Raw genomic sequence first — 20,921 nt, forward strand, 5'->3', positions numbered from 1 at the left:
GTCACCGCTCGCGCAGCGCCTCGGCTCCCGCCTTTCGGAAGGGCTTGAGCAGGTAGTCCAGCACCGTGCGTTCGCCGGTCAGGATATCCACCTGCGCGACCATCCCGGGGCGGATCTCGAGCACCTCGTCCCCGCGAACCAGCGCGGTCTCCTCGGTGGCGACGACGATGGGGAAATAGGTCTGGCCTGTGGCCTCGTCCTGCGCGGCATCCGCGCCCACGCGCAGGACCTCGGCGGGCAACGCTCCGTAGATGGTGAAATCGAAGGCCGTCAGCTTGACCTTGGCCGGCAGTCCGGGACGAACGAAGGCGATGTCCTCCGGGCGAAGCCGCGCCTCGACCTCGAGGCCTTCGCCCTCTGGGACGATCCTCAGCACTTCCTCTCCCGGGGCGATGACCTCGCCGATCGTGTTCACATTCAGCACCGACACGATTCCGGGCACCGGGGCGCGCAGCGTGGTGCGGGTGACGATGTCCTCGGCGCGCCTTAGCGTTTCGGCGATGATCGCAAGATTGTTCAGCGTCTCGCTGCGCTCGGCGTTGATCTCCGCACGGCGCAGTAGCCCGAGTTCGGTAAGCCGTGCGTTCGCCTCGACGAGGGCCGCCTCGGCCTGGGCGCGCCGGCTTTCGAGCCTGTCGCCCTCGGCTCGCATCGAGGTCCTTTCCCGCTCGACGGGAATGATCTGCGCGCGCGGAACGACGCCCGACGCCTCACGCAGGGCAATCTCCTCGTCCAGCAGGGCAAGGCTTTCGGCCGTCCGGGCAAGCCCGTCGGTCAACTCCTCGACCTCCTGAGCGCGCTGAAGCACCTGCGCCTCGAGAACGGCTCGCTGACTGACGTAGGAGGCCCGGCGACTGTCGAAAAGGGCGCGCTCCTGAAGCGCGAGCGGATCGTCCTCGGGCAGTCCGAGCGGAGCGAAGCTCAGGGTCTCGACGTCCGTCAGCTCGGTCTCGAGACGATGCGCCCTTGCAAGCAAGGCGGCGCGCTGCGCCCGCACCTCGCCGAGTTCGGCCGAGACTCCGGTGTCGTCGATGCGAACAAGATCCTCGCCTGCCGCCACGCGGTCACCCTCGGCCACCAGGATTTCGGCCACCAGCCCGCCTTCGAGGCTGTCGACCCCCCGTGCGCTGCCCGAGGGCACGACGCGCCCATCTGCCCGGGCGACCTCTTCGATCGTCGCCCAGCCTGCCCAAAGAATTCCGGCCACGAAGACCGCCACGATAAAAAGCAGGAAGAACGTGAGACCGCGGCGCGGTCCACCGATCCGAGCCGCGCCTTCGCCAACCGCGAAGTCGGCGACCTCCCAGTCGCCGCGGCTCATCCGGGTGGTCCCGAAGAAAGCGCTGCCAAGACCGTGTCTCGCGCCCCGTCCATCTGGACCCGCCCACCGTTGACGAGCACCACGCGATCCGTCAGGTCCAGAAGGCCCATGCGATGGGTCGAAACCACCAACGTCATGGGCCGTTCGGACAACGCCACCCGCAGACGCTCGATAAACCGGCGTTCGGCCTGTTGGTCCATGGACGACGTCGGTTCGTCAAGAAGAAGTACGCGCGGGCGCGGCAGAAGTGCCCGCGCCAGCGCCACCATCTGCCGCTGCCCGCCCGACAGGTTGCGCCCGCGTTCCGAAATCCGCATCGCGAAGCCGTCCGGATGGGCGGCAGCGATCTGGTCCACGCCGGCCGTGCGCGCGGCGCGCAGGATCTCGGCATCGCTTGCACCGCGCATTCCGAAAGCGATGTTTTCGGCCAAGGTGCCGGAAAAGAGGACCGCTTCCTGCGTCACAAGCTGGACTTCGGCCCGCAATTCCGCCGGGTGGATCTGAGCCATGTTGAGCCCGTCCACCAGGACGAGGCCCTCGTCGGGCTGGTAGAGACCCGCCAGAAGCCGGACGAGGCTTGTCTTCCCCGCACCAACCGGGCCAATCAGGCCGACTCGCTCGCCGCCGCCGATCGCGAGCGACACCCCACGCACGGCCGGGGCCGCCGCTTCGGGATAGGACAGCGTCGCGTCGCGCAGCTCCAGCGCTCCGTCGGCGATCCTTGCATTCAGTTGGCGCGCATCCACCGCCGCGTCCGACGGAAGCGCCATCAGGGCGTCGATGCTTCGCAGGGTCGAAACAGCGAAACTCGCCCTGACGAACAGCCCTGCCAGCGCTGCGGTCGGCGCCAGCGTGCGACCCGACAGGATCATCGCCGCGATGACCGCACCCATGGTGATCCGGCCCTCGAGCGCCAGGTACACGCCGATGACGATTATCCCGACAGACGACGCCTGACCTGCAAGTCCCGTCACGGTGGTGGCAAGCGTCGAAAGTCGCCGCGCCCGCTCTTCGGCGCGCGCGCTTTCCGTGACCTGACGTTCCCAGCGCTCCTGCATGCGCCCTTGCCCCGCAACGGCCTTGAGCGTCTCGATTTCGTTCACGGCCTCGACGGCGACCGAGGTCTTCAGACCGCCCGTCGTCCGGGTTGCGCTGGATGCGCGGCGCAGCGGCCCAAGGACCGCCAGCCCCATCACGAGGACAACCCCCAGCGCGATCGCGGGCGGCCAGGCGAGCGGGCCGCCGATATAGGCGATCACGGCGATGAACAGGATCGCAAAGGCAAGGTCAGTCAGGGTGGCAAGGCTCTGCGACGAGAACACGTCCCGGACCTGCTCGAAGTCCTTCAAAGTGTTCATCAGCGCCCCCGAAGGACCCGTTCGGGCCGATAGCTTCAGGTCCGCGATGTGACGGAAGATCGAGGACGATACCGCAAGGTCGACGCGCCTGCCCACCCGGTCGATCACCCGGGCGCGCACCCATTTCAGCGCCGCATCCACGACCAGCGCAAGCCCGACGCCGGCGACGAGTGACCAAAGTGTCACCAGCGCGGCATTGGGAAAGACCCGGTCGTAGACGTTCATCGTGAAGATCGGAATGGCAAGCGCGAGCAGATTCACGACCACGGACGCAAGCACGACCTGAAGATAGTCCGACCCGTGCTGGCGGGCCGTGCCCCAGAACCAGTGTCTCTTGGGGTCCGCGCGGCCCGGCTCTGGCGGAGTCTTTGGCGCTGCGGTCCGCAAGAGAAGCGAATGCCCGACATAGCGATCCGCCAGTTCGGCCAGCGGGAGGTCGATCTCGTCCGAGGACCGCGCCGGCCAGAAAACCCGGGCAGTGCCACCATGGCGCGATATCAGAACGCAGGCGTCCCGCCCATCGAGGAACAGAATGGCGGGCAGCACGGCGTCGGGAAGATCCCCGATCCGCCGGCGCACGACACGCGCCGAGTGGCCCCGGGCTTCCAGCGCAGCAACCGCACGGGCCGGCGAAAGACGACCGTCGGGCGGAAGGGCGATCCCTCCCACAAGGGCGCGAGAGCCGATGTCGTGTCCAAGCAGCCGAAGCGCCGCGGCCATCGCCTCGGCTAGCGGGTCGATGGGCGTCCTTTCGAAGTCCCACCTGTCCTCGGCGGATGGCGCGTTCGTCCCGACGGCGATAGCAAGCCGCGAATTGTCCGGGCGGTCAGGCGTCGCCATGGCCCAGGTCCTTGCCCGACACCGTGTCAGTCACCCAGGCTCTTGCGCCAGTCCGAGAAGCTGCGCGCATCGATCAGGTCGCCGGACGGCGCATCTCCGATCGCCGGCGCGCCGGCCTGCTGGCCCGCGTAGGTCAGCGCGTCGGTCGGCGGCTCGACCCCCAGGGTCGGCAACAGGACGCCCATTGCCGCGAGGAGGCGATAGTTGATGTAGGTTTCCAGCGATCGCAGGTTCGCAAGGTTGATCTGCGCCTCGAACAGCGAGATCTGCGTGTTCAGGACGTCGAGCAGCGACCGGGTTCCGACCTCGAACTCCTGCTCGTAGGATGCGCGGACGCCAAGCGAGAGGTCGACCTGTCTTTCGAGAAGACCGACACGCCGCTGCGCCGCCTCGCGATTGGCCCAGCTCTCGCGGACCTCGCGCTCGACCAGGCGGACCTGGGTCAGAAGGTCGGCGCGGGCTTCGTTCACCCGGCGGATATGCTCCTGCCGCAAGGCGCGGTTCTGGTTTCCCTGGAACTCGTAGCGCAGGACAAGGCCGACGCCGTAGTCCTCGACCCGCCCTTCGAAGCCGTCCAGATCTTCGCCATAGACGGCATAGGCTTCAAGATCGAGGGTCGGATAGCGGTTCCCGTCGACCTTGCGGGAAAGCGCCTCGGCGCTGCCGACATCGGCCTGCAGGAAGCGGATCGTCGGGTTCGTGCGCCGCGCCACGGCAAGCGCCGCGTCCAGCTCGGACGGAACAGAGCCCGACATGCGCGGGATGCTTCCAAGCCCTTCGGCCTCGACGCCGACAGTCTCGAGGAAGAAGGCCTCGGCTTCGGCGGCTTCAAGCCGGAAGACGGCCACGGCGTCTTCGGCAAGAAAGACCCGTTCCTCGACCTGCTGAAGGTCCGCCACACCGACGACGCCGTTGTCGAACGCCTGCTCGATCCGCCGCAGGACCTCGCGGTGGTAGTCGAGGTTCTGCTGGGCAAGGTCGATCAGGGTGCGGCTGCGCAGGACTTCGGCGTAGACCCGCACGGCCTCGAGCGACAGAAACTCGGACCTTTCGAGCACCCGAAGGGCAGCGGCGTCCACGCGATAGGCCTGGCGTTCGATCTCGGACCGCGTCGAGAATCCATCGAAGATGGTCTGGCCGACCCGAGCTCGGAAAGCATAGCCCGAGATGGCCTCGTCCGCTGAAGACAGCGCCGGCGTCGTGGTGCCGGAATTGGCGCTGACGGCCGACTCGGCCTCGAGCGAGAAACGCGGCACGCGAAAGCTTCGGGCTTGGTCGAGCTCGAACTCGATGGCCTCCTTGTTGGCCGACGCCGACGAGATTTCGGGATTTGTCTCGAGAACATAGAGGATCGCATCCCCGACAGTCAGGGAATACACCGCAGACGGGCAAAAAAGAAGGCCGATGACACCGATCGCCCTGCTGAAGCCTCTCTTCATACGACCTGCCCGCTCTAATTGGCGCTGGATTCTACATCGCAAGTTGATGCAACGTCGCAAACGGAACACCATCATTCAAGGCCAAATCATGTTGTCGATCAGACTGCCGCGTACCAGGAAGGACATGTCCCGCTCGCTTCGAAATGCCTTGGCGCAAGCGATCTGGATTCCGTTCCTGTTCGCCACGGTCGTCGCCGCACAGGGGCAGGAACTCGGAACGATCTTCTTCGATTTCGATAGCGCCACCCTGGACGCCGAGGGGCAGGCCAAGGTCGTAGCAATCGCCAAGTCGCTTGACGCGTCGCCCTCGTACCGACCGTCGGTCGTGATCGGCCACACCGATGCCGTGGGATCAGCAAGCTACAATACGCAGCTTGGATTGCGGCGGGCTCAAGCCGTCGCCGACGCGCTTGTCGCCAGTGGCGTTCCCGTCAGCCGCATCGGTTCGGTTTCGAGTCGCGGAAAGACGGACCTCGTCGTCATGGTGGCGACCGCCGAACGGCTTAACCGCCGGGTTGTGGTTTCTCTCGACGACATGCTCGCGGCCTGCCGGAGCTACCGCGATATCGACCTCAACCCGGCCGGCTTCGGCGACGCGTTCGAAGCCGACCTGCGAAGCCGGCTTGTCGAGGCCGCCGGCGCCTTCGAACGTTTTTCGGCCGACGGCCAGAACGCCCCGGCCTTCCAGATGTCGGGCGCCGCGAAATACGATTGCGGGATCGCCGCGGGCCTCGGCGCGAATGAACCGCGCAAACTCGAGTATGGGCAGCGATGCTTCTGCAACTCCGCCCGCCTGAGGGTGGCATTGGGTACGTAAGCCGGGTTTGTCGGACGAACTTGGCTTACGGCGGGCAGGGCGCTGGCCAGCCTCAGGGAATGACCAGGCAGAGAGGGATTAGAATTCGCCTGACCGCACTGGCACGCTGCCTTTGCCGTCAAAAGAACCATAACTTCAATGGGTTGAGACCAACCCAGAAAAGTTGCTCCGCCGTCATTCCAGACCTCGATACCACAAATCCTCGCGGCAGATCTTTCAGGCCGGATTGCTTCGGGTTCTCGATCACAGCCCGCCGATCCTTGGCCTTGGGCCGCACCGGCTGAACCGAGGAACTACCATCTGTCCGGCTTCGACGAACTCCGGGTCCCCGGTGGCGCCGCACCTTCGGACAGTTGATGCCGATACCGTCCCAGAACACTGCGAAATCCGTCGTATAGGCGCTTTGCGACATATGCGGCAGCCAGGCTGCCGAAGAAGGTGACGGCCAGGGTCGCAGCCTGTGCATCGAAATAGGGGCGCGCAACATAGAGCACCGGGATGTGCAACAGATAGATGTAGAGCGTCAGGGTGCCTACCAGCAGAGCGCCACGCTGTATTGGCCGTGGCATCGGAATGGACGAAAGCCAGAGCAGCGCGACCGAGCCACCCAGCAGGAAGACAGCCACGCTCCTGTCCACGTCGGACCAGCACAGAACGAAGACCGCCAGAACGGCGAGCGACGCAAGTGCCTTTCGCAACGGTGTGTCCGCGCACGCCAGAACCCACCCCCACACCAGAAGCACGAGGGCCGCCGCAGGATGGTGGTGTCTCAACGAGTATCGAATGTCGACCACACCGGTCAGTACCAAGGCTACGGCCAGAGCCAGAAGAACCGCCACCGAGGTGCCGAAAGGCGCGCGGGCGACGGCCCTTCGGACGGGTGTGAACAAGAACGGAAGGGAAGCCAGCACGATGATCTGGGCATAGGTGCTGACATACCAATAGGGCATCATGAACCTTGGCTGCAGCGGTTCGAACAAGTTGACGGTAAGGGTGAACCACGGCCAGGCGAGGGGTCCGAACTTCAAGGACAGCAAGAGAACCAGCGCGTAGTACGCGACGAGGACGGGCAAGAGCATGCTCTCAAGCACACTGCCAATTCTCCCCTCGAACAGGGCCGTGCGCTGAAATCGCGCAAGGGAAAAGCCTGCGAGGATAAGCAGCAGGAAGGATCCGCCGCGCACGCTAAGGTCGGTGCCGTGCAGGGTCAGAACGGCAAGAATTGCGGTGATGCGCAACAGCAGGTCGGACTGAACCGGAACCCAGCGGGCCGGGACAGCCGTGCCGGACTGCCCGCGGATCTGCTCGTCGACGTGCGACAAGGGCATCTGGTCCCAGTCGGCGGGAACGCTGCCCATGACGCCGGACAGATACAATTCCGTTTCCAGATAGGCGAGGCTGTCCGCGCCAAGTTCGCGGAAGCTTTTGTCCGGGTTGATTTCGCGTCGCCGAAGCGTGGTCTTCAGGAACTCGTACAGATCACCGCCGCCGGCGGTCTCCGGCACGGTTGGCATGCCGGCCAACTTGATCTCGGCCAGCTGACCCAGCGTTCGGTAGTCGACCTTGCCCGACGAAAGCGTCGGCACCTCATAAAGGGTGGTGACACGAAACAGACGTGACGGCAGACCATAGCGATCCGCCACTTCCAAGCGCAACGCGTCCGTGTCGCCAGTCTCCTCGGTTACAAAGACAACCACGCCCGTGTCAGTTCCGGCGACATAGGCCCTGTGCCCGGCCTTGCGCAAACTGGCTTCAATCTCGTCAAGACCCACGCGCAGGCCGAAAAGCTTCACGAAGCGGCTCGCGCGACCGACGATGCGATAATAGCCGGATGCCTCACGTTGAGCGATGTCGCCGGTCGGCAGGCTGTCCGGTCCCGCGGGGTCCGCCAGTTCCCTCGCCGTCCGCGCATAGCCCAGCATGACGTTTGGTCCGGTATAGACCAGTTCGCCCGGGACGCCGGCCTCGGTGATGTCTTCTCCGTTCGGCCCGACAATGCGGAATTCGCCGCCGCGGATCGGGCGACCAATGGTTTCGGCGTGCTCGAGTGCGTCCTCGGGCGGCAGGTACGACATGCGCGGCCCCGCCTCGGTCTGCCCGTACATGATGAAAAGCAGCCAGCCCCCATTCTTGGCCCGCTGCGCGAAACGCCGTGCCAACAACGGATCGATACGCCCGCCAGCCTGGGTCATGTACCGCAGATCCGGCAGCATTTCCTCGGAGAACCCCACTTTTTCGAGCAGTTCGAATTGGGTTGGCACCAGCGCGAGAGAGTTCGCGCCCACCGCACGTGCCGTCTGCCAGAACCCGGGGTCGACCAACCCCTCTTCTGTCAGCGCAATCCTGCCGCCGACCAGCAGGTGCGTGTGCAGCACCGACATGCCGTAGGAATAATGCAGGGGCAGGGTGGTGATCGTCGCATCCCGTGCCGAAAGGCCAAGATACTCGGCAATGGCCTCGGCGTTTGCCTGGAGGTTCGTCCGCGACAGCCGCACGAGCTTAGTTGCGCCAGTGGTGCCCGAGGTCGAAAGCAGCACGGCCAGTTCGGGGTGCATCGGAACGTTTCGCGTGTTGACGGCTTCTGCCGGGGCATCTGCCAGGCAGACCACGTTTGGGGTGAACTCCTCTACCAGCGCGCTACCAGCGCGCCCTTGCCCTGCGGCTGTCAGGATCACCGGCCAGCCTGCCCTGAGACACCCAAGGTAGGCGGCGAGGAACTTCAATGTCGGCGTCGCCTCGATCAACACCAGGGGGCGCGCAACCTTTTCGGGCAGCAAGGCACGCAGGTCCTGGGCCGCTGTGTCGGCCATCAAGGCAAGCTCGGTGAAGCCGACGCTGCGCGCGCCCTCGATGACGGCGGGGGCATCCCCATGGCGCTCGAGGACCTCCCACAGGAAATTGCCTTTGTGAACCGGATCTACCACGTGCGCGTCCCCAAGCCTCAACTTGTCGGGTCGACTGCGTGTTTGCAACTGTCCCGTTCGCAAACAGAGGCAGAGCTTTGGCGGGCGAAATGGACAGGAAAGCCAAGGCAATCGAACGCTTCCCCCCGTCTGGAAGCGACGTTCTCCGCGTCTCTGACCACAGTCCACTTCCTTGCAAACATGCAGGCGCGATCGACGGGACAGGGGCGAAGCTTCGTCTCGCCCGCCGTCATCCCGACGGGCTCACGACGGCGATACGCGCGCGCGTCCAGTGTTACCACCGGTGGTGGACGTAGGGCTTGATGTCCGTCTCGTAGATCATTCGGACAGCTTCCATGGTCGCGGGGTCGACAGGCGGCAGTGCATCGGCCGCTGCATTCGCACGGGCCTGTTCTGGCGTCCGTGCGCCGGGGATCACGACGCTGACCGCGTCGGTCATCAGGATCCAGCGAAGCGCCCACTGCGCCATGGTGGCCCCGACCGGCACAAGCCCGCGCAGCTTTTCGGCGGCATCGAGCGCCGTCTCGTAGGGCACGCCGGCGAAGGTCTCGCCCACGTCGAAGGCCTCTCCATGGCGATTGAAGGACCGGTGGTCATCTGCGGCAAACGTCGTGTCCCGGGTCATCTTTCCGCTGAGCAATCCGCTGGCAAGCGGCACCCGCGCGATCACCGCGATGCCTTTCGACTTGGCCTCGCGGAAGAAGAGATCGGCGGGTCGTTGCCGGAACATGTTGTAGATGATCTGCACGGATGCAACGTTTGGGTACTCGATCGCCTTCAGCCCTTCCTCGACCTTCTCGACCGAGACGCCGAGGTGCCCGAGTTTCCCCTTCTCGATCAGCCTGTCGAGGCCCGAGAAAAGCTCTGGCCGGTAGTAGACCTCGGTCGGCGGGCAGTGCAGTTGCAGAAGATCGATGCGGTCGACGCCAAGATTGACGAGGCTGCGGTCGACGAAGCCCTCGATGGCCGCCGGGGTATACCCCTCGGCCACGTGGGGGGTCAGGCGGCGGCCGGCCTTGGTGGCGACCACGGGGCGCGCGCCTTTCCGGGACGCAAGCACATCCCGTACGATGCGTTCGGAACGACCGTCACCATAGACGTCCGCCGTGTCGATGAAGGTCACGCCAGCGTCGAGGGCCGCCTCGAGCGTGGCGCGCGCTTCGGTTTCCGAGACATCGCCCCAAGACCCGCCGATCGCCCAGGCCCCGAAGCCGATCGACGATACGGTCCTTCCCGTCCGGCCAAAGGCCCGTTCAGACATGGCCATACTGATCCTTCCTGATTTGCATTCCTGCGTTGGTGCGTCCCGCGCGGGCGCACACCAGGCACTGATACCCGGGCCGGCGACCAGGCATCAAGCAGATGAGCACGATTGGCGGGTGCCGTCGATGGCTTCGGCTTTAGCACGACCCTTGCGCCCGCCAGTGGGATCGGTCGGTCCGAGCTTCAGACTGTCCGTCGGGCCGGTCGCCGTCGAAACAGGCCGTCTTGCCGGTGGAACGCCAGACCCCTTCGCGCGCGCGGGCAATCATGTCACGGCCAGGCCAGGTGCCCGGCGACTGCGGGAAGACCGAGATTGGTCACATGGCCGTGCGCTTGCGCCCTCTCCGATCAAAGGCGTCACAGCACGGCGTAAGCCTCGCTCATGTCCTTGGCGGGGGTGCGCAGGTCACGCAGGATTTCGGCGGCGGCATTGCGACCGGGCGCCCCCATGACCCCGCCTCCGGGATGGGTTGAGGAGCCGCAGATCCACAAATCGCGGATCGGGCTTCGGTACTGCGCGTGGCCAGGCACGGGGCGATTGAAGAGCAACTGGTCGAAGGTCAGTTCGCCTTGGAAGATGTTGCCCCCGGTCAGGCCGACCTCGTTTTCCAGTTCGCGCGGGGTGCGCACCTCGATGTGCAGGATGCTGTCCTTGAAGCCCGGCGCATGGCGTTCCATCTGGTCGAGGCAGGTCGCGGCGAAGGCATCGCGGTCGGCATCGGTCCAGTCGCGGCCCTCTAGCTTGGGCGGCGCGTATTGCACGAAGACCGACATGAAGTGCTTGCCCGGCGGCGTCATCGTCGGGTCGATGGTCGAGGGGATCATCACGTCAAGGAACGGGTCGCGGCTCCACCGCTGGGCTTTCCAGTCGTCGTAGGCACGCTCGATCCGCTCGATCGTATCGGTGAAATGCAGCGCGCCGCGAATGTTCGGCGCGCCGTCGGGCAGCGCGGGGAACCGCGGCAACCGGTCCAGCGCGATGTTGAGCTTGCCGGACGAACCGCGGATCTTGAAATTTCGGACCTTTTTGACGAAGGCGGGCGGCAACTCGGCCTCGTCCACATGGCCGAGGAACGTGCGCTGCACATCCATGTTCGAGATCACCCGCCGCGCGGCGATCTCGTCGCCGTTGTCCAGCACGATCCCTGTCGCGCGCCCGTTCCTGACCAGGACCTTGTCGATCCCATGGCCCATGCGGACCTCGCCGCCCGCCGCCTCGAACGCGGATTTCAGCGCCTTCGAGATCGCCCCCATGCCGCCGCGGGCATAGCCCCAGGCGCCGACGTTGCCATCCACGTCGCCCATCATGTGGTGCAGCAGGATATAGGCCGTGCCGGGGGACATCGGCCCAAGGTTCGTACCGGTAAAGGCGGCCACCGCCTGCATCGCCTTGATCACCGGCGTCTCGAAGTATTCGTCCAGATAGTCCGCGATCGACATGGTCCAGAAGCGGACCATCTCGCAGGCCTGACGCTCGCTCAGACCGAGCATCCGCTTGCCAAGCCAGGCAAGCTCCGAGATGTCGCGCGGTCGCAGGCTGGCGGGATCCGCGGGCGTGCGCAGAAGCATCGGTCGGATGAACCGGCAATGGCGAAGGATATCCCGGTTGTAGCGGTCATAGGCTTCGGCGTCGCGCGGGCTGTGGCGGGCGAACTCGCGCCGGTTGGCGTCATGGTCGCGGTGGGCGCCAAGATATCCGCCGTCCTCCTTGAAGACCGCACCGCCTTCATAGGGCAGGATCTGCAGCCCGTGCCGGGGCAGGTCGAGGTCGCGCATGATCTCGGGCCGGAACAGCGACGAGACGTAGGAACAGTTGGAATAGGTGAAGCCCGGGTAAAGCTCGCGGCTCACGGCCGCGCCGCCGACATAGTCGTTTTTCTCTACCACCAGCGTCTTGAGCCCGGCGCGCGCCAGATAGCAGGCAGCGACAAGCCCGTTGTGCCCTGCCCCGACGACGACGGCGTCATAGATCATCCCAAGGCCTTTCCCATCTTCCAGGGCGTTGGGGCAGGCGGGCCGATGTCCTCGCCCGTGGTCCCCGATCGGTTCGGGGACAACGTTAAGCCGTCGCGATCCGATGCCGCAACACCGTTGGCGCGGGCGCGCCCTCCGGCATCTTGACCTTGCGCGGCCGAACCCTCAACGCTTGGCCGAGGCACGGCCAGAGGAGCCCCACGTGAAGACCTTTTTCAGCGAAGAGCATCGCCGCCACTTTCCGCAAGCCGAACTGAGCGGGGGCGAGTTCGTCACACCTTACGAGCGGCCAAGCCGCGTCGAGTATGTGCTTGGGCGGCTGAAGGAACGGGGGCTGACCGACATCGTCGATCCCGGCGCGCCGGACATGGACGCGATCCGCGCCCTCTGCACCCCTGATTACCTCGAATTCCTCGAAACGGCGTGGGACGAATGGAAGGCCGCCGGGATGGCGGGCGAGATCATCGCGGCCAGCTTCCCGGCCCGGCGGATGCAGATGTCGCGCCCGCCACGCAACATCGACGGCAAGGCGGGCTATTACGCGCTGGCCTCCGAGACCGCGATCACCGGCGGCACCTGGGCCGCCACGCTGTCGTCGGCGGCCTCGGCGCAGGCGGCTCAGGCCCATGTCGCGGCCGGCGCGCGCGCGGCTTTCGCCCTGTGCCGCCCGCCCGGGCACCACGCCACCGCCGACATGTACGGCGGCTACTGCTTCATCAACAACGCCGCTCTCGTGGCCGAGGCCTTCCGCCGCGACGGCGCCGGTCGCGTGGCGGTGCTCGACATCGATTTCCACCACGGGAACGGCACGCAGGACATCTTCTATGACCGGGGCGACGTCTTCTTCGCATCGCTCCATGGCGCGCCGGAAGACGCCTTCCCCTATTTCCTGGGCTTCGCGGACGAGACCGGCGCGGGCGCCGGCGAAGGCGCGACGGTGAACTACCCCATGCTGCCCGGCACCGCCTATGGCCCCTGGGCCAAGGCACTGGACGATGCCATCGCGCGGATCCGCGCCTTCGGGGCCGAGGCGCTGGTCGTCTCGCTGGGGGTCGACGCCTACAAGGACGACCCGATCAGCTTCTTCAAGCTCGACAGCCCCGACTTCATGGACGCGGGCCGCCGGATCGGCAGGCTTGGACTGCCCTCGGTCTTCTGCATGGAGGGCGGCTATGCGATCGAGGCGGTGGGGATCAACACGGTGAACGTGCTGGAGGGGTTCCTCGATGCGTGACGTGGCGGTCGCGGTCACGCAGTTCGCCTGCTCGGACGATCTGGCGGCCAACGCCGACCGCGCCGAGGCCCTGGTGCGCCAGGCCGCGACGCAAGGCGCCCAGGTGATCCTGCTGCAAGAGCTGTTCCACGGCCCCTACTTCTGCAAGACCGAGGACCCGCGCTATTTCGTCTGGGCCAGCCCTTTCGAGGGCAACGCCCTTGTCGCGCGCTTCGCCGCGCTGGCGCGCGAGCTTGGGGTCGTGCTGCCGGTGTCGTTCTTCGAACGCGCGGGGCCCGCGCATTTCAACTCGGTCGCGGTGATCGACGCCGACGGTCGCGCGCTGGGGCTTTACCGCAAAAGCCACATCCCACAGGGACCGGGCTATGAGGAGAAGTACTATTTCACCCCCGGCGATACCGGTTTCCGCGTCTGGGACACCGCCTTCGGGCGGATCGGCGTCGGCATCTGCTGGGACCAGTGGTTCCCCGAGGCGGCCCGCGCGATGGCGCTGATGGGGGCTGAGATGCTTCTGTATCCCACCGCGATCGGGTCCGAGCCCCCTGCCCCAGCCTATGACAGCCAGCCGCACTGGGAGATGACGATGCGCGGCCATGCCGCCGCGAACATCCTGCCCGTGGCCGCCTCGAACCGGATCGGGCGCGAGGTGCAGGGCGGGCAGGAGGTGACGTTCTACGGCACCTCCTTCGTCGCCGATCATACCGGGCAGGTCGTTGCCCAGGCAGGCCGCGACGACACGGCCGTGCGGGTGGCGCGCTTCGACCTTGACGCGATCCGGGACCTTCGGCGCAGCTGGGGCCTGTTTCGCGACCGGCGGCCAGACCTTTACGGCGCCCTTCGCGGCTTCGGCGGTTGACCGCTAGACCGCAGGGGGACGGCGGGCCGGCCAGTCGGTCGCCCGGTGATAGGCATCGCCCATCGCCAGGATGGCGGCGTCCGCGCCGGCGGAACCGAAAAGCTGAAGCCCCGTCGGCAAGCCTGCGGCCGAGAACCCGGCCGGCAGCGCAAGGCAGGGAAGGCCGGCAAGGCTGACCGGCACGACGACCTCCATCCAGCGGTGGTAGGTGTCCATCCGGCGCCCGGCGATCTGATCTGGCCAGCGCCACTCGACCGGGAAGGGCCAGACCTGCGCGGCCGGCAGCGCCAGCGCGTCGAACCGCCCGAACAGGCGCGCGGCGCAGGCATACCAGCGCGAGCGCGTGACGCTGGCGTCATAGAAGGCCGCGGCGGTCAGTGATGCCCCCTGCTCGATCTCCCACAGGGTCTCGGGCTTCGTCAGCGCCCGCTTCGCGGGATCGTCCGCAAGGTCGCGCTTGGCGCCCGCGTTCAGACCCGCGCGCAGCGTCGTCCAGGACGACCAGAGATCTTCGGCCGGAAAGGGCGGTGCCAGCGGCTCGACGACGGCGCCAAGATCCTCGAAGACGCCCAGCGCGGTTTCGCAGGTGGACAGGATGCCGGGCTCCATCGGATAGGCGCCGCCCCAGTCCGCCAGCCAGCCGATGCGCTTGCCCGCAAGGCTGCTGCCGAAGCGGGCGGTGAAATCCCCGGACGGACGCGCGAACGGCACTTCGGGGTTCGGCCCCGCCAGCACCGACAGCAGCAGGGCAAGGTCGCGCGGGCTGCGCGCCATGGGCCCGTCGGTGGTAAGGGTCGACAGGAACGTGTCGCCCTCGGCGTCCAATGGAACCAGGCCCCAGGTCGGCCGAAAGCCATAGACGTTGCAAAAGGCGGCGGGGTTGCGAAGCGACCCCATCATGTCCGATCCGTCGGCCAGCGGCAGAAGCCGCGCGGCCAGCGCCGCAGCCGCCCCGCCCGACGACCCGCCCGCGCTGCGCGACAGGTCATAGGGATTGCGCGTCGCCCCGAAGACCGGGTTGAACGAGTGCGATCCCTGCCCCCATTCGGGCGCGTTGGTCTTGCCGATCAGAACCGCGCCCGCCGCCCTGACACGCGCAGCCAGCAGATCGTCGGAGGCCGGAACGTGGTTGGCAAAAACGGGCGAGCCCCAGGTCGTGCGCAGCCCCTTCGTCGCGACCAGGTCCTTCGCCGCGAAGGGCATGCCCCACAGCGGGCCGGTGGGCACGCCCTGGTCCAGCGCTTCGGCTTCGGCCATCAGTTCGGCCCTCGGACGAAGCGAAACGATCGCGTTGATCTTCGGGTTGACCGCCTCGATCCGGTCGAGAACCGCCGCCATGACCGCGGCCGGCGACAGCGCCCGCGACTGCAGGGCTTGCGCCAGGGCGACGGCGTCCATCGTGGTCGGGTCGTCCAGAGCCGTCGATGTCACGAAGGGGTGCCTTGGGTAACGCCGGGGGGCAGCGCCCCCCGGCAGTCCGGGCGCCGAGGCGCCCGGGTCATCACTTCTGAAGCTCGGTCCAGATCGCCGTGTAGTATTCCTGCGCCTTGGGCGAGCAGGTCGGCAGGAAGTGGCCCGCCGCGGCGAACTCTTCCGGCACCAGGATTTCGGGCGCGGACTTCATGTCCTCGGGCATGAACGGGTCGGACCCTGCGATGCCGTTGGCATAGCGCGCGAAGGCCGAGATCATGGCCGCGTTCTCGGGCACCATGATGAAGTCGAGGAACTTGTAGGCTTCTTCGACGTTCTGCGCATCCGACAGCAGCATCACCTGGTCCATCCACAGCGGGAAGCCTTCCTTGGGATAGCCATAGACCACATCGGGGTTCTGCAGGCGGGCGCGGAAGATCGCCCCGTTCCAATAGACCGAGGCCATCACGTCGTTGGCGGCCATCTTCTCGGTCATGCCGTAGTCCATCGACAGCCACATGGGCTTGGCGGCGACCAGCGCGTCACGGGCCTTCTTCAGGACCTCCGTGTCCTCGGTGCAGGGCTCGCCGCCCACGTACCAAAGCGCCAGCGAGATGACGTCGTTCATCTCGGGCGTCACGTTCACCTTGCCCTCAAGCTCGGGCGGCGGATCGAGGAAGATCGCCGAGGTGTTGATGTCGCCCGAATAGGCGGTCTTGTTCACCGCGACACCAGTTGAACCCCACTGCCACGGGATCGAGTACTTGCGGCCCGGGTCGTAGTCCACGTTCATCCACTCGGGCGCGATGTTGCCGTGATTGGGCAGCTTCGACAGGTCAAGCTCCTGCACGAGGCCCTTTTCGACGTAGATCTGCACGTAGTTGGCCGAGGGCACGACAAGGTCGAAGCCATGCCCGCCGGCCTCGATCTTGGCCAGCGCGGTGTCGTTGCTGTCATAATCGGTGATGGTGACGTCGATGCCGGTCTCGGCCTCGAACTTCTCGATCAGCTCGGGGCTGGTGTAGTCGCCCCAGTTGAAAAGCTGCAGCGTGCCCTCGGCATGGGCCAGTGTGGTCCCCGCCAGAAGCATGGCCACGGTCGACATGAGTTTCTTCATTGGATCCTCCAGGTTGGTCGATCTTCGATTTCAGTCCCGTTTGCGCGTCAGAACGAAGAATGCCGTCAGCATGATCACCGTCAGCAGCAAGAGCAATGTCGAGATCGCGTTGATCTCGGCCGAGACCGACCGACGGATCTGCGCGAGCATGTAGGTGGGCAGCGTATCCTGCCCGGCCGATTTCACGAAGAGCGTGATGACCACGTCGTCAAGCGAGGTGACGAAGGCCAGCATCAGCCCGGCGACAATCCCCGGCATCAAGAGCGGCAGCGTGACGTGGCGAAACGCCTGCCAGGGCGTGGCGTAAAGATCGGCGGCCGCCACCTCGAGGCTTTGGTCCATGCCTTCAAGCCGCGCCCGGATCGGCAGATAGGCGAAGGGGATGCAGAAGGCCGAATGCGCGGCGATCAGGTAGCCAAGCCCCTGATAGCCGGTCGCCACCTTGATCGAGGCGAAGAAGATCAGAAGGGCAACCGCCGTCACGATCTCGGGCACCATGAGCGGCTGGTTGATCATCAGGTAGATCACGGTCTGTCCCCGGGTCCGCCGCCGACGCGTCGTGCCAAGCGCGGCCATGGTCGCCACGAAGGTGGCGATGACCGAGGCGAAGGCGGCGATGGTCAGCGAGCGCAGCGTGACTTCGCGCACCTGCTGGTTGTTCCAGGCCTCGGGATACCACCGCAACGAGAAGCCTTCCCAGATCGCGATGCTGTCGCCGGCGTTGAAGGAGAAGGCGACAAGGATGAAGATCGGCAGGTAGAGCGCCGCAAAGACCAGCAGCGCCACCGTCGCGAAGCCGGGGATCCGCGAGGCGGAGAAGTCGCGCCTAGCCACGGGCGCTCTCCCGCGAGGTGACGCGCACGTAGAACACCAGTGCGATCGAGACGATCACGAGAAGCAGCACCGACAGCGCCGCCCCAAGCGGCCAGTTCCGGCCCTGCCCGAATTGCAGCTCGATGAAGTTTCCGATCATCATGTTGCGGCCGCCGCCGAGGATGCGCGGCGTGACATAGGCGCCAAGCGCCGGAATGAACACAAGGATCGAGCCCGCAACGATCCCGGGTCTGACGATGGGCATGATGACGCGGCGCAGCACCTGCCAGCGCGAGGCGTAAAGATCGTAGGCCGCTTCGATCAGGCGCATGTCGAACCGGTCGATCGCCGCGAAAAGCGGCAGCACCATCAGCGGAAGGTAGACATAGGTCATCCCCAGGAAGACCGCGAAGTCGGTATAGATGATCTGCAGCGGGGTATCGATCACGCCAAGGTGGATCAGCAGGGTGTTCAGGATGCCCTCGTTCCGGATGATCTGGTTGATCGCGAAGGTGCGGATCAGAAGGTTGGTCCAGAACGGAATGGTGATCAGGAACAGAAGCGCCGTGCGCATCCGGGGCGGCCGCGTGGCGATGAACCAGGCCGTGGGGAAGCCCACGATGAAGGCGAAGACGGTCGTGGTCAGCGCCAGCTTCACCGACCTCCAGAAGATCGTCAGGTGCGCGTCGGCCAGGCTGTAGGTGCCGTCGAAGATGTCGCGCGACAGGACGGTCGCGACCCAGGCGTCGGTCGAGAATTCCCACACCACGTTGCCGTACTGGCCCGGTGTCAGGAAGGAATAGACCACCATGATCAGAAGCGGGCCGGCGGCGGCGAAGGTCAGGATCACCAGCGCCGGTGCCGACAGAAGCCAGGACCCCCGCGCCTCGCGCCGTGCTGCCCTGTCTTCGGCCGCGCTCATCGCGTCAGTCCTCCAGCACTTGGACCGCGCCGGGCGCGAAGGTCACGCCCACCTCGGTGCCCACGGGCGGCGCGTCGCCGCCGGCGGCCTCGGCCTGGTAGCGGGCGACCAGACCCGCGCCATCGGCAAGACGCAGGTGAACGTGGCTGTCGGTCCCGAAATAGACGGCCTCGCCCACAGTCGCGGTCAGAAGAGCATCGGGGCCCGCCGGCACGATGCGCACATGCTCGGGCCGCACGGCAAGGGTGTGACGCCCCTCGGGCGCCGCCGCGTCGACGGGGATGGCGACCCCGCCCGCGATCTTTGCGACCCCGCCGCGGACCTCGCCCGGCAGGAAGTTCGTCTCGCCGATGAAATCGGCGACGAAGCGGTTGACGGGATGGTTGTAGATCTCGCGCGGGGACCCGACCTGGAGAAGCCGGCCCGCGCTCATCACGGCGATCCGGTCGGACATGGTCAGCGCCTCTTCCTGGTCATGGGTCACGAAGATGAAGGTGATCCCAAGCTCAAGCTGAAGCCGCTTGAGTTCCGACTGCATCTCCTTGCGCAACTTGAGATCAAGTGCTGACAGCGGCTCGTCAAGCAGCAGCACCTCGGGCGACGGCGCAAGGGCGCGGGCCAGGGCGACACGCTGCTGCTGCCCGCCCGAAAGCTGCTGCGGCTTGCGGTCGGCCATCTCCTCGAGCCGGACGAGCGACAGCGCCCGGTCGACGGTCTGGGTCACTTCCGCAGACGGCCGGCCCCTCATCACAAGGCCGAAACCCACGTTCTCGCGCACCGTCAGGTGCGGGAACAGGGCGTAACTCTGGAAGACCGTGTTCACCGGCCGGCGGTTCGGCGGTTCCTCGGTGATGTCGCGCCCGTTGAGAAGGATCTGCCCCGCGGTGGGCGTCTCGAAGCCAGCGATCATCCGCAGAAGCGTCGTCTTGCCACAGCCCGAAGGACCGAGAAGCGTGAAGAATTCGCCCTTGCGGATCGCGATCGATACATCGTCCAGCGCGACCACTTCCTTGGGGCCGGACCCGTACACCTTGCGGGCCGACCGCGCCTCGATCGCGTCTTCTATCGCCACCCGGACCTCCGATTTCCTTGCTGCCACGATGGACGATGCCGCAGCCCGAAAGCAAGCCTCGTCTAGGGGCGAAGCGCGCCGGACCCGCCCCCCGAGCGGCCCTGATGACCGACCCCGTTCGGTCTGCGATGAAACCACGGGCGCGCACGCTCGAGTTCCGCGCAAAGCGACAGCAGCAGTTCATCCTCGCCGAAGCGCGCGGCAAGGTGGATGCCGACGGGCAGACCTTCCGGCGACCAATGCAGGGGAACCGACGCCGCCGGCTGGCCGCTTGCGTTGAAGGCCGCCGTGAACGGCGAATAGGCGAAGACCCCGTCGGGACCCGTTCGAAAGGCAAGGTAGTCGTCGGTCGCGTGGTCGAAGCGGCCGATACGAGCGGGGGGTTCGGCCAGGGTGGGTGTCAGCAGGATGTCGTGGTCGGCCATGAATTCCGCCATCGCACGGCCGTAGGCATGGACGGCATTGACGCATTCAAGATAGCGGTCGCCCGAAACGGTGGCGGCATGCGCCATCGCGCCGCGGGTGACGCCTTCCACTTCGCCTGCCTCAAGCGGGCGCCCGCGGGCGGTGACGGCGCGGCGAACCGACAGCGCCGCACCACAGGCCACGATGTCGGTCCAGGCCCGCATCATGCCCGCCGTGTCGGCCTGGCGCGGCACGGCCGGCTCGATCTCGTGGCCGAGATCCTCGAGAAGGGCGGCGGCGTCGAACACCGCGCGGCGGCAGTCGGGATGCACGGGATCGCCGGTCAGGGTCGTTTCGCACAGCGCCACGCGCAAGCGGCGGGGGGCGCGATCGATCGCCTGACGGAATGTCCGCCGCAGGGGCGGCGCCCAGTAGGGCGCGCCCAGATCCGCGCCCTGGGTGCCATCGAGGAGGATCGCCGTGTCGCGAACGCTGCGGGTCAGGAAACCGTCGATCGCCATGCCGGCCCAGCCTTCGCCGTAGTAGGGTCCATCGGGCAGACGGGCGCGGGTCGGTTTCACCCCGAAAAGCCCGCAGTTCGACGCGGGGATGCGGACCGATCCGCCGCCATCGGACCCATGGGCGGCCGGGACGATTCCGGCTGCCACCGCCGCCCCCGCCCCGCCCGACGATCCGCCCGGCGTCCGGCCCAGATCCCAGGGATTGCGCGTCGGGCCGCCATAGACGGCGGCCTCGGTCGCGGGACCGATCCCGCCCTCGGGCGCGGTGGTGCGCCCGAACACGACAAGCCCCATCGCGGCCAGCCGCGCATAGATCGCCGAATCGCGCGCATAGCGCGTGTTCGCGAAAAGCCGCGAGCCGTTGTTCGACGGAAAGTCGACTGCCTCGGCGCCCAGGTCCTTGAGCAGGAAGGGAACGCCGCGCAGCGGGCCTTCAGGCAGGCCTTGGGCGATTTTCCGGCGTGCCACCCCTTCGGCCAGCATCACAACCGCGTTGAGATCCGCGTTCACCTCGCCCACCTGGGCGAGTGCAGCGTCAAGCAACTCGTCCGCGCTGACCTCGCCGCGCGCCACCAGCGCCGCAAGCGCGGTGGCGTCGTGATCGTCGTATCCGGTCATCGGTCTTCTCCCCGCCC

General features: G+C 66.6%; 15 protein-coding genes. 3 read left to right on the forward strand and 12 right to left on the reverse strand.

Annotation, left to right across the window (positions count from 1 at the left end; all coding sequences use genetic code 11):
- Position 1: 1 nt before the first annotated feature.
- Genes ACRDNQ_RS16655 through ACRDNQ_RS16665 form a run of 3 tightly spaced genes read right to left on the reverse strand, consistent with a single transcriptional unit; the run spans position 2 to position 4,898 of the window.
- On the reverse strand, positions 2–1,321 hold the full coding sequence (locus tag ACRDNQ_RS16655; protein WP_431829838.1) for an HlyD family type I secretion periplasmic adaptor subunit: 1,320 nt from the start codon (positions 1,319–1,321) through the stop codon (positions 2–4).
- A complete protein-coding gene (locus ACRDNQ_RS16660; RefSeq protein ID WP_431829839.1) occupies positions 1,318–3,519 on the reverse strand; it encodes a type I secretion system permease/ATPase in 2,202 nt (733 codons plus the stop codon). Before ACRDNQ_RS16660 ends, ACRDNQ_RS16655 begins: the two co-directional genes overlap by 4 nt.
- Positions 3,520–3,545: 26 nt before the next feature.
- Positions 3,546–4,898 (reverse strand): TolC family protein, encoded by a 1,353-nt coding sequence (locus ACRDNQ_RS16665; RefSeq protein ID WP_431829840.1) that lies wholly within the window; start codon positions 4,896–4,898, stop codon positions 3,546–3,548.
- 25 nt (positions 4,899–4,923) lie between these two features.
- Between ACRDNQ_RS16665 and ACRDNQ_RS16670 the strand changes: the two genes are divergently transcribed.
- Positions 4,924–5,775, forward strand: coding sequence for an OmpA family protein (locus ACRDNQ_RS16670; protein ID WP_431829841.1), 852 nt, complete (start codon positions 4,924–4,926; stop codon positions 5,773–5,775).
- Between the two features lie 293 nt (positions 5,776–6,068).
- On the opposite strand, the gene ACRDNQ_RS16675 is transcribed toward ACRDNQ_RS16670, so the two are convergent.
- The 3 genes from ACRDNQ_RS16675 to ACRDNQ_RS16685 all read right to left on the reverse strand — a co-directional run bounded on the left by ACRDNQ_RS16675 (position 6,069) and on the right by ACRDNQ_RS16685 (position 11,936).
- Positions 6,069–8,699, reverse strand: coding sequence for an AMP-binding protein (locus ACRDNQ_RS16675; protein ID WP_431829842.1), 2,631 nt, complete (start codon positions 8,697–8,699; stop codon positions 6,069–6,071).
- 274 nt (positions 8,700–8,973) lie between these two features.
- A complete protein-coding gene (locus tag ACRDNQ_RS16680) occupies positions 8,974–9,960 on the reverse strand; it encodes an aldo/keto reductase (protein WP_431829843.1) in 987 nt (328 codons plus the stop codon).
- A 359-nt stretch (positions 9,961–10,319) separates the two neighbouring features.
- Positions 10,320–11,936, reverse strand: a complete 1,617-nt coding sequence (locus tag ACRDNQ_RS16685) for a phytoene desaturase family protein (protein ID WP_431829844.1) — start codon at positions 11,934–11,936, stop codon at positions 10,320–10,322.
- A 202-nt stretch (positions 11,937–12,138) separates the two neighbouring features.
- Here ACRDNQ_RS16685 and ACRDNQ_RS16690 point away from each other — a divergent pair, with 202 nt between their 5' ends.
- Together ACRDNQ_RS16690 and aguB are read left to right on the forward strand one after the other, a co-directional pair.
- On the forward strand, positions 12,139–13,170 hold the full coding sequence (locus ACRDNQ_RS16690; protein WP_431829845.1) for a histone deacetylase family protein: 1,032 nt from the start codon (positions 12,139–12,141) through the stop codon (positions 13,168–13,170).
- Positions 13,163–14,026, forward strand: a complete 864-nt coding sequence (aguB, locus tag ACRDNQ_RS16695) for an N-carbamoylputrescine amidase (protein ID WP_431829846.1) — start codon at positions 13,163–13,165, stop codon at positions 14,024–14,026. The genes ACRDNQ_RS16690 and aguB overlap by 8 nt, the downstream gene beginning before the upstream one ends.
- 3 nt (positions 14,027–14,029) lie before the next feature.
- Here the strand turns inward: aguB and ACRDNQ_RS16700 are convergent, their stop codons facing one another.
- The 6 genes from ACRDNQ_RS16700 to ACRDNQ_RS16725 all read right to left on the reverse strand — a co-directional run bounded on the left by ACRDNQ_RS16700 (position 14,030) and on the right by ACRDNQ_RS16725 (position 20,904).
- Positions 14,030–15,457 carry an amidase gene (locus tag ACRDNQ_RS16700; protein WP_431829847.1) on the reverse strand — a complete coding sequence of 476 codons (1,428 nt, stop codon included), beginning with the start codon at positions 15,455–15,457 and terminating at the stop codon, positions 14,030–14,032.
- A 70-nt stretch (positions 15,458–15,527) separates the two neighbouring features.
- Positions 15,528–16,553, reverse strand: a complete 1,026-nt coding sequence (locus ACRDNQ_RS16705) for an extracellular solute-binding protein (RefSeq protein ID WP_431829848.1) — start codon at positions 16,551–16,553, stop codon at positions 15,528–15,530.
- A gap of 30 nt (positions 16,554–16,583) precedes the next feature.
- On the reverse strand, positions 16,584–17,387 hold the full coding sequence (locus ACRDNQ_RS16710; RefSeq protein ID WP_431829849.1) for an ABC transporter permease: 804 nt from the start codon (positions 17,385–17,387) through the stop codon (positions 16,584–16,586).
- A complete protein-coding gene (locus ACRDNQ_RS16715) occupies positions 17,380–18,288 on the reverse strand; it encodes an ABC transporter permease (RefSeq protein WP_431829850.1) in 909 nt (302 codons plus the stop codon). Before ACRDNQ_RS16715 ends, ACRDNQ_RS16710 begins: the two co-directional genes overlap by 8 nt.
- Positions 18,289–18,292: 4 nt before the next feature.
- The gene (locus ACRDNQ_RS16720) at positions 18,293–19,360 is read right to left on the reverse strand and encodes an ABC transporter ATP-binding protein (protein ID WP_431829851.1); all 1,068 of its coding nucleotides are present in this window, start codon (positions 19,358–19,360) and stop codon (positions 18,293–18,295) included.
- A gap of 62 nt (positions 19,361–19,422) precedes the next feature.
- Complete coding sequence (locus ACRDNQ_RS16725) at positions 19,423–20,904, reverse strand: amidase (RefSeq protein ID WP_431829852.1); 1,482 nt, start codon at positions 20,902–20,904, stop codon at positions 19,423–19,425.
- Between the last annotated feature and the right edge of the window lie 17 nt (positions 20,905–20,921).

The organism is Saliniferula longa, from assembly GCF_050789285.1.
Classification (GTDB): Bacteria; Pseudomonadota; Alphaproteobacteria; order Rhodobacterales; family Rhodobacteraceae; genus CAVPWP01.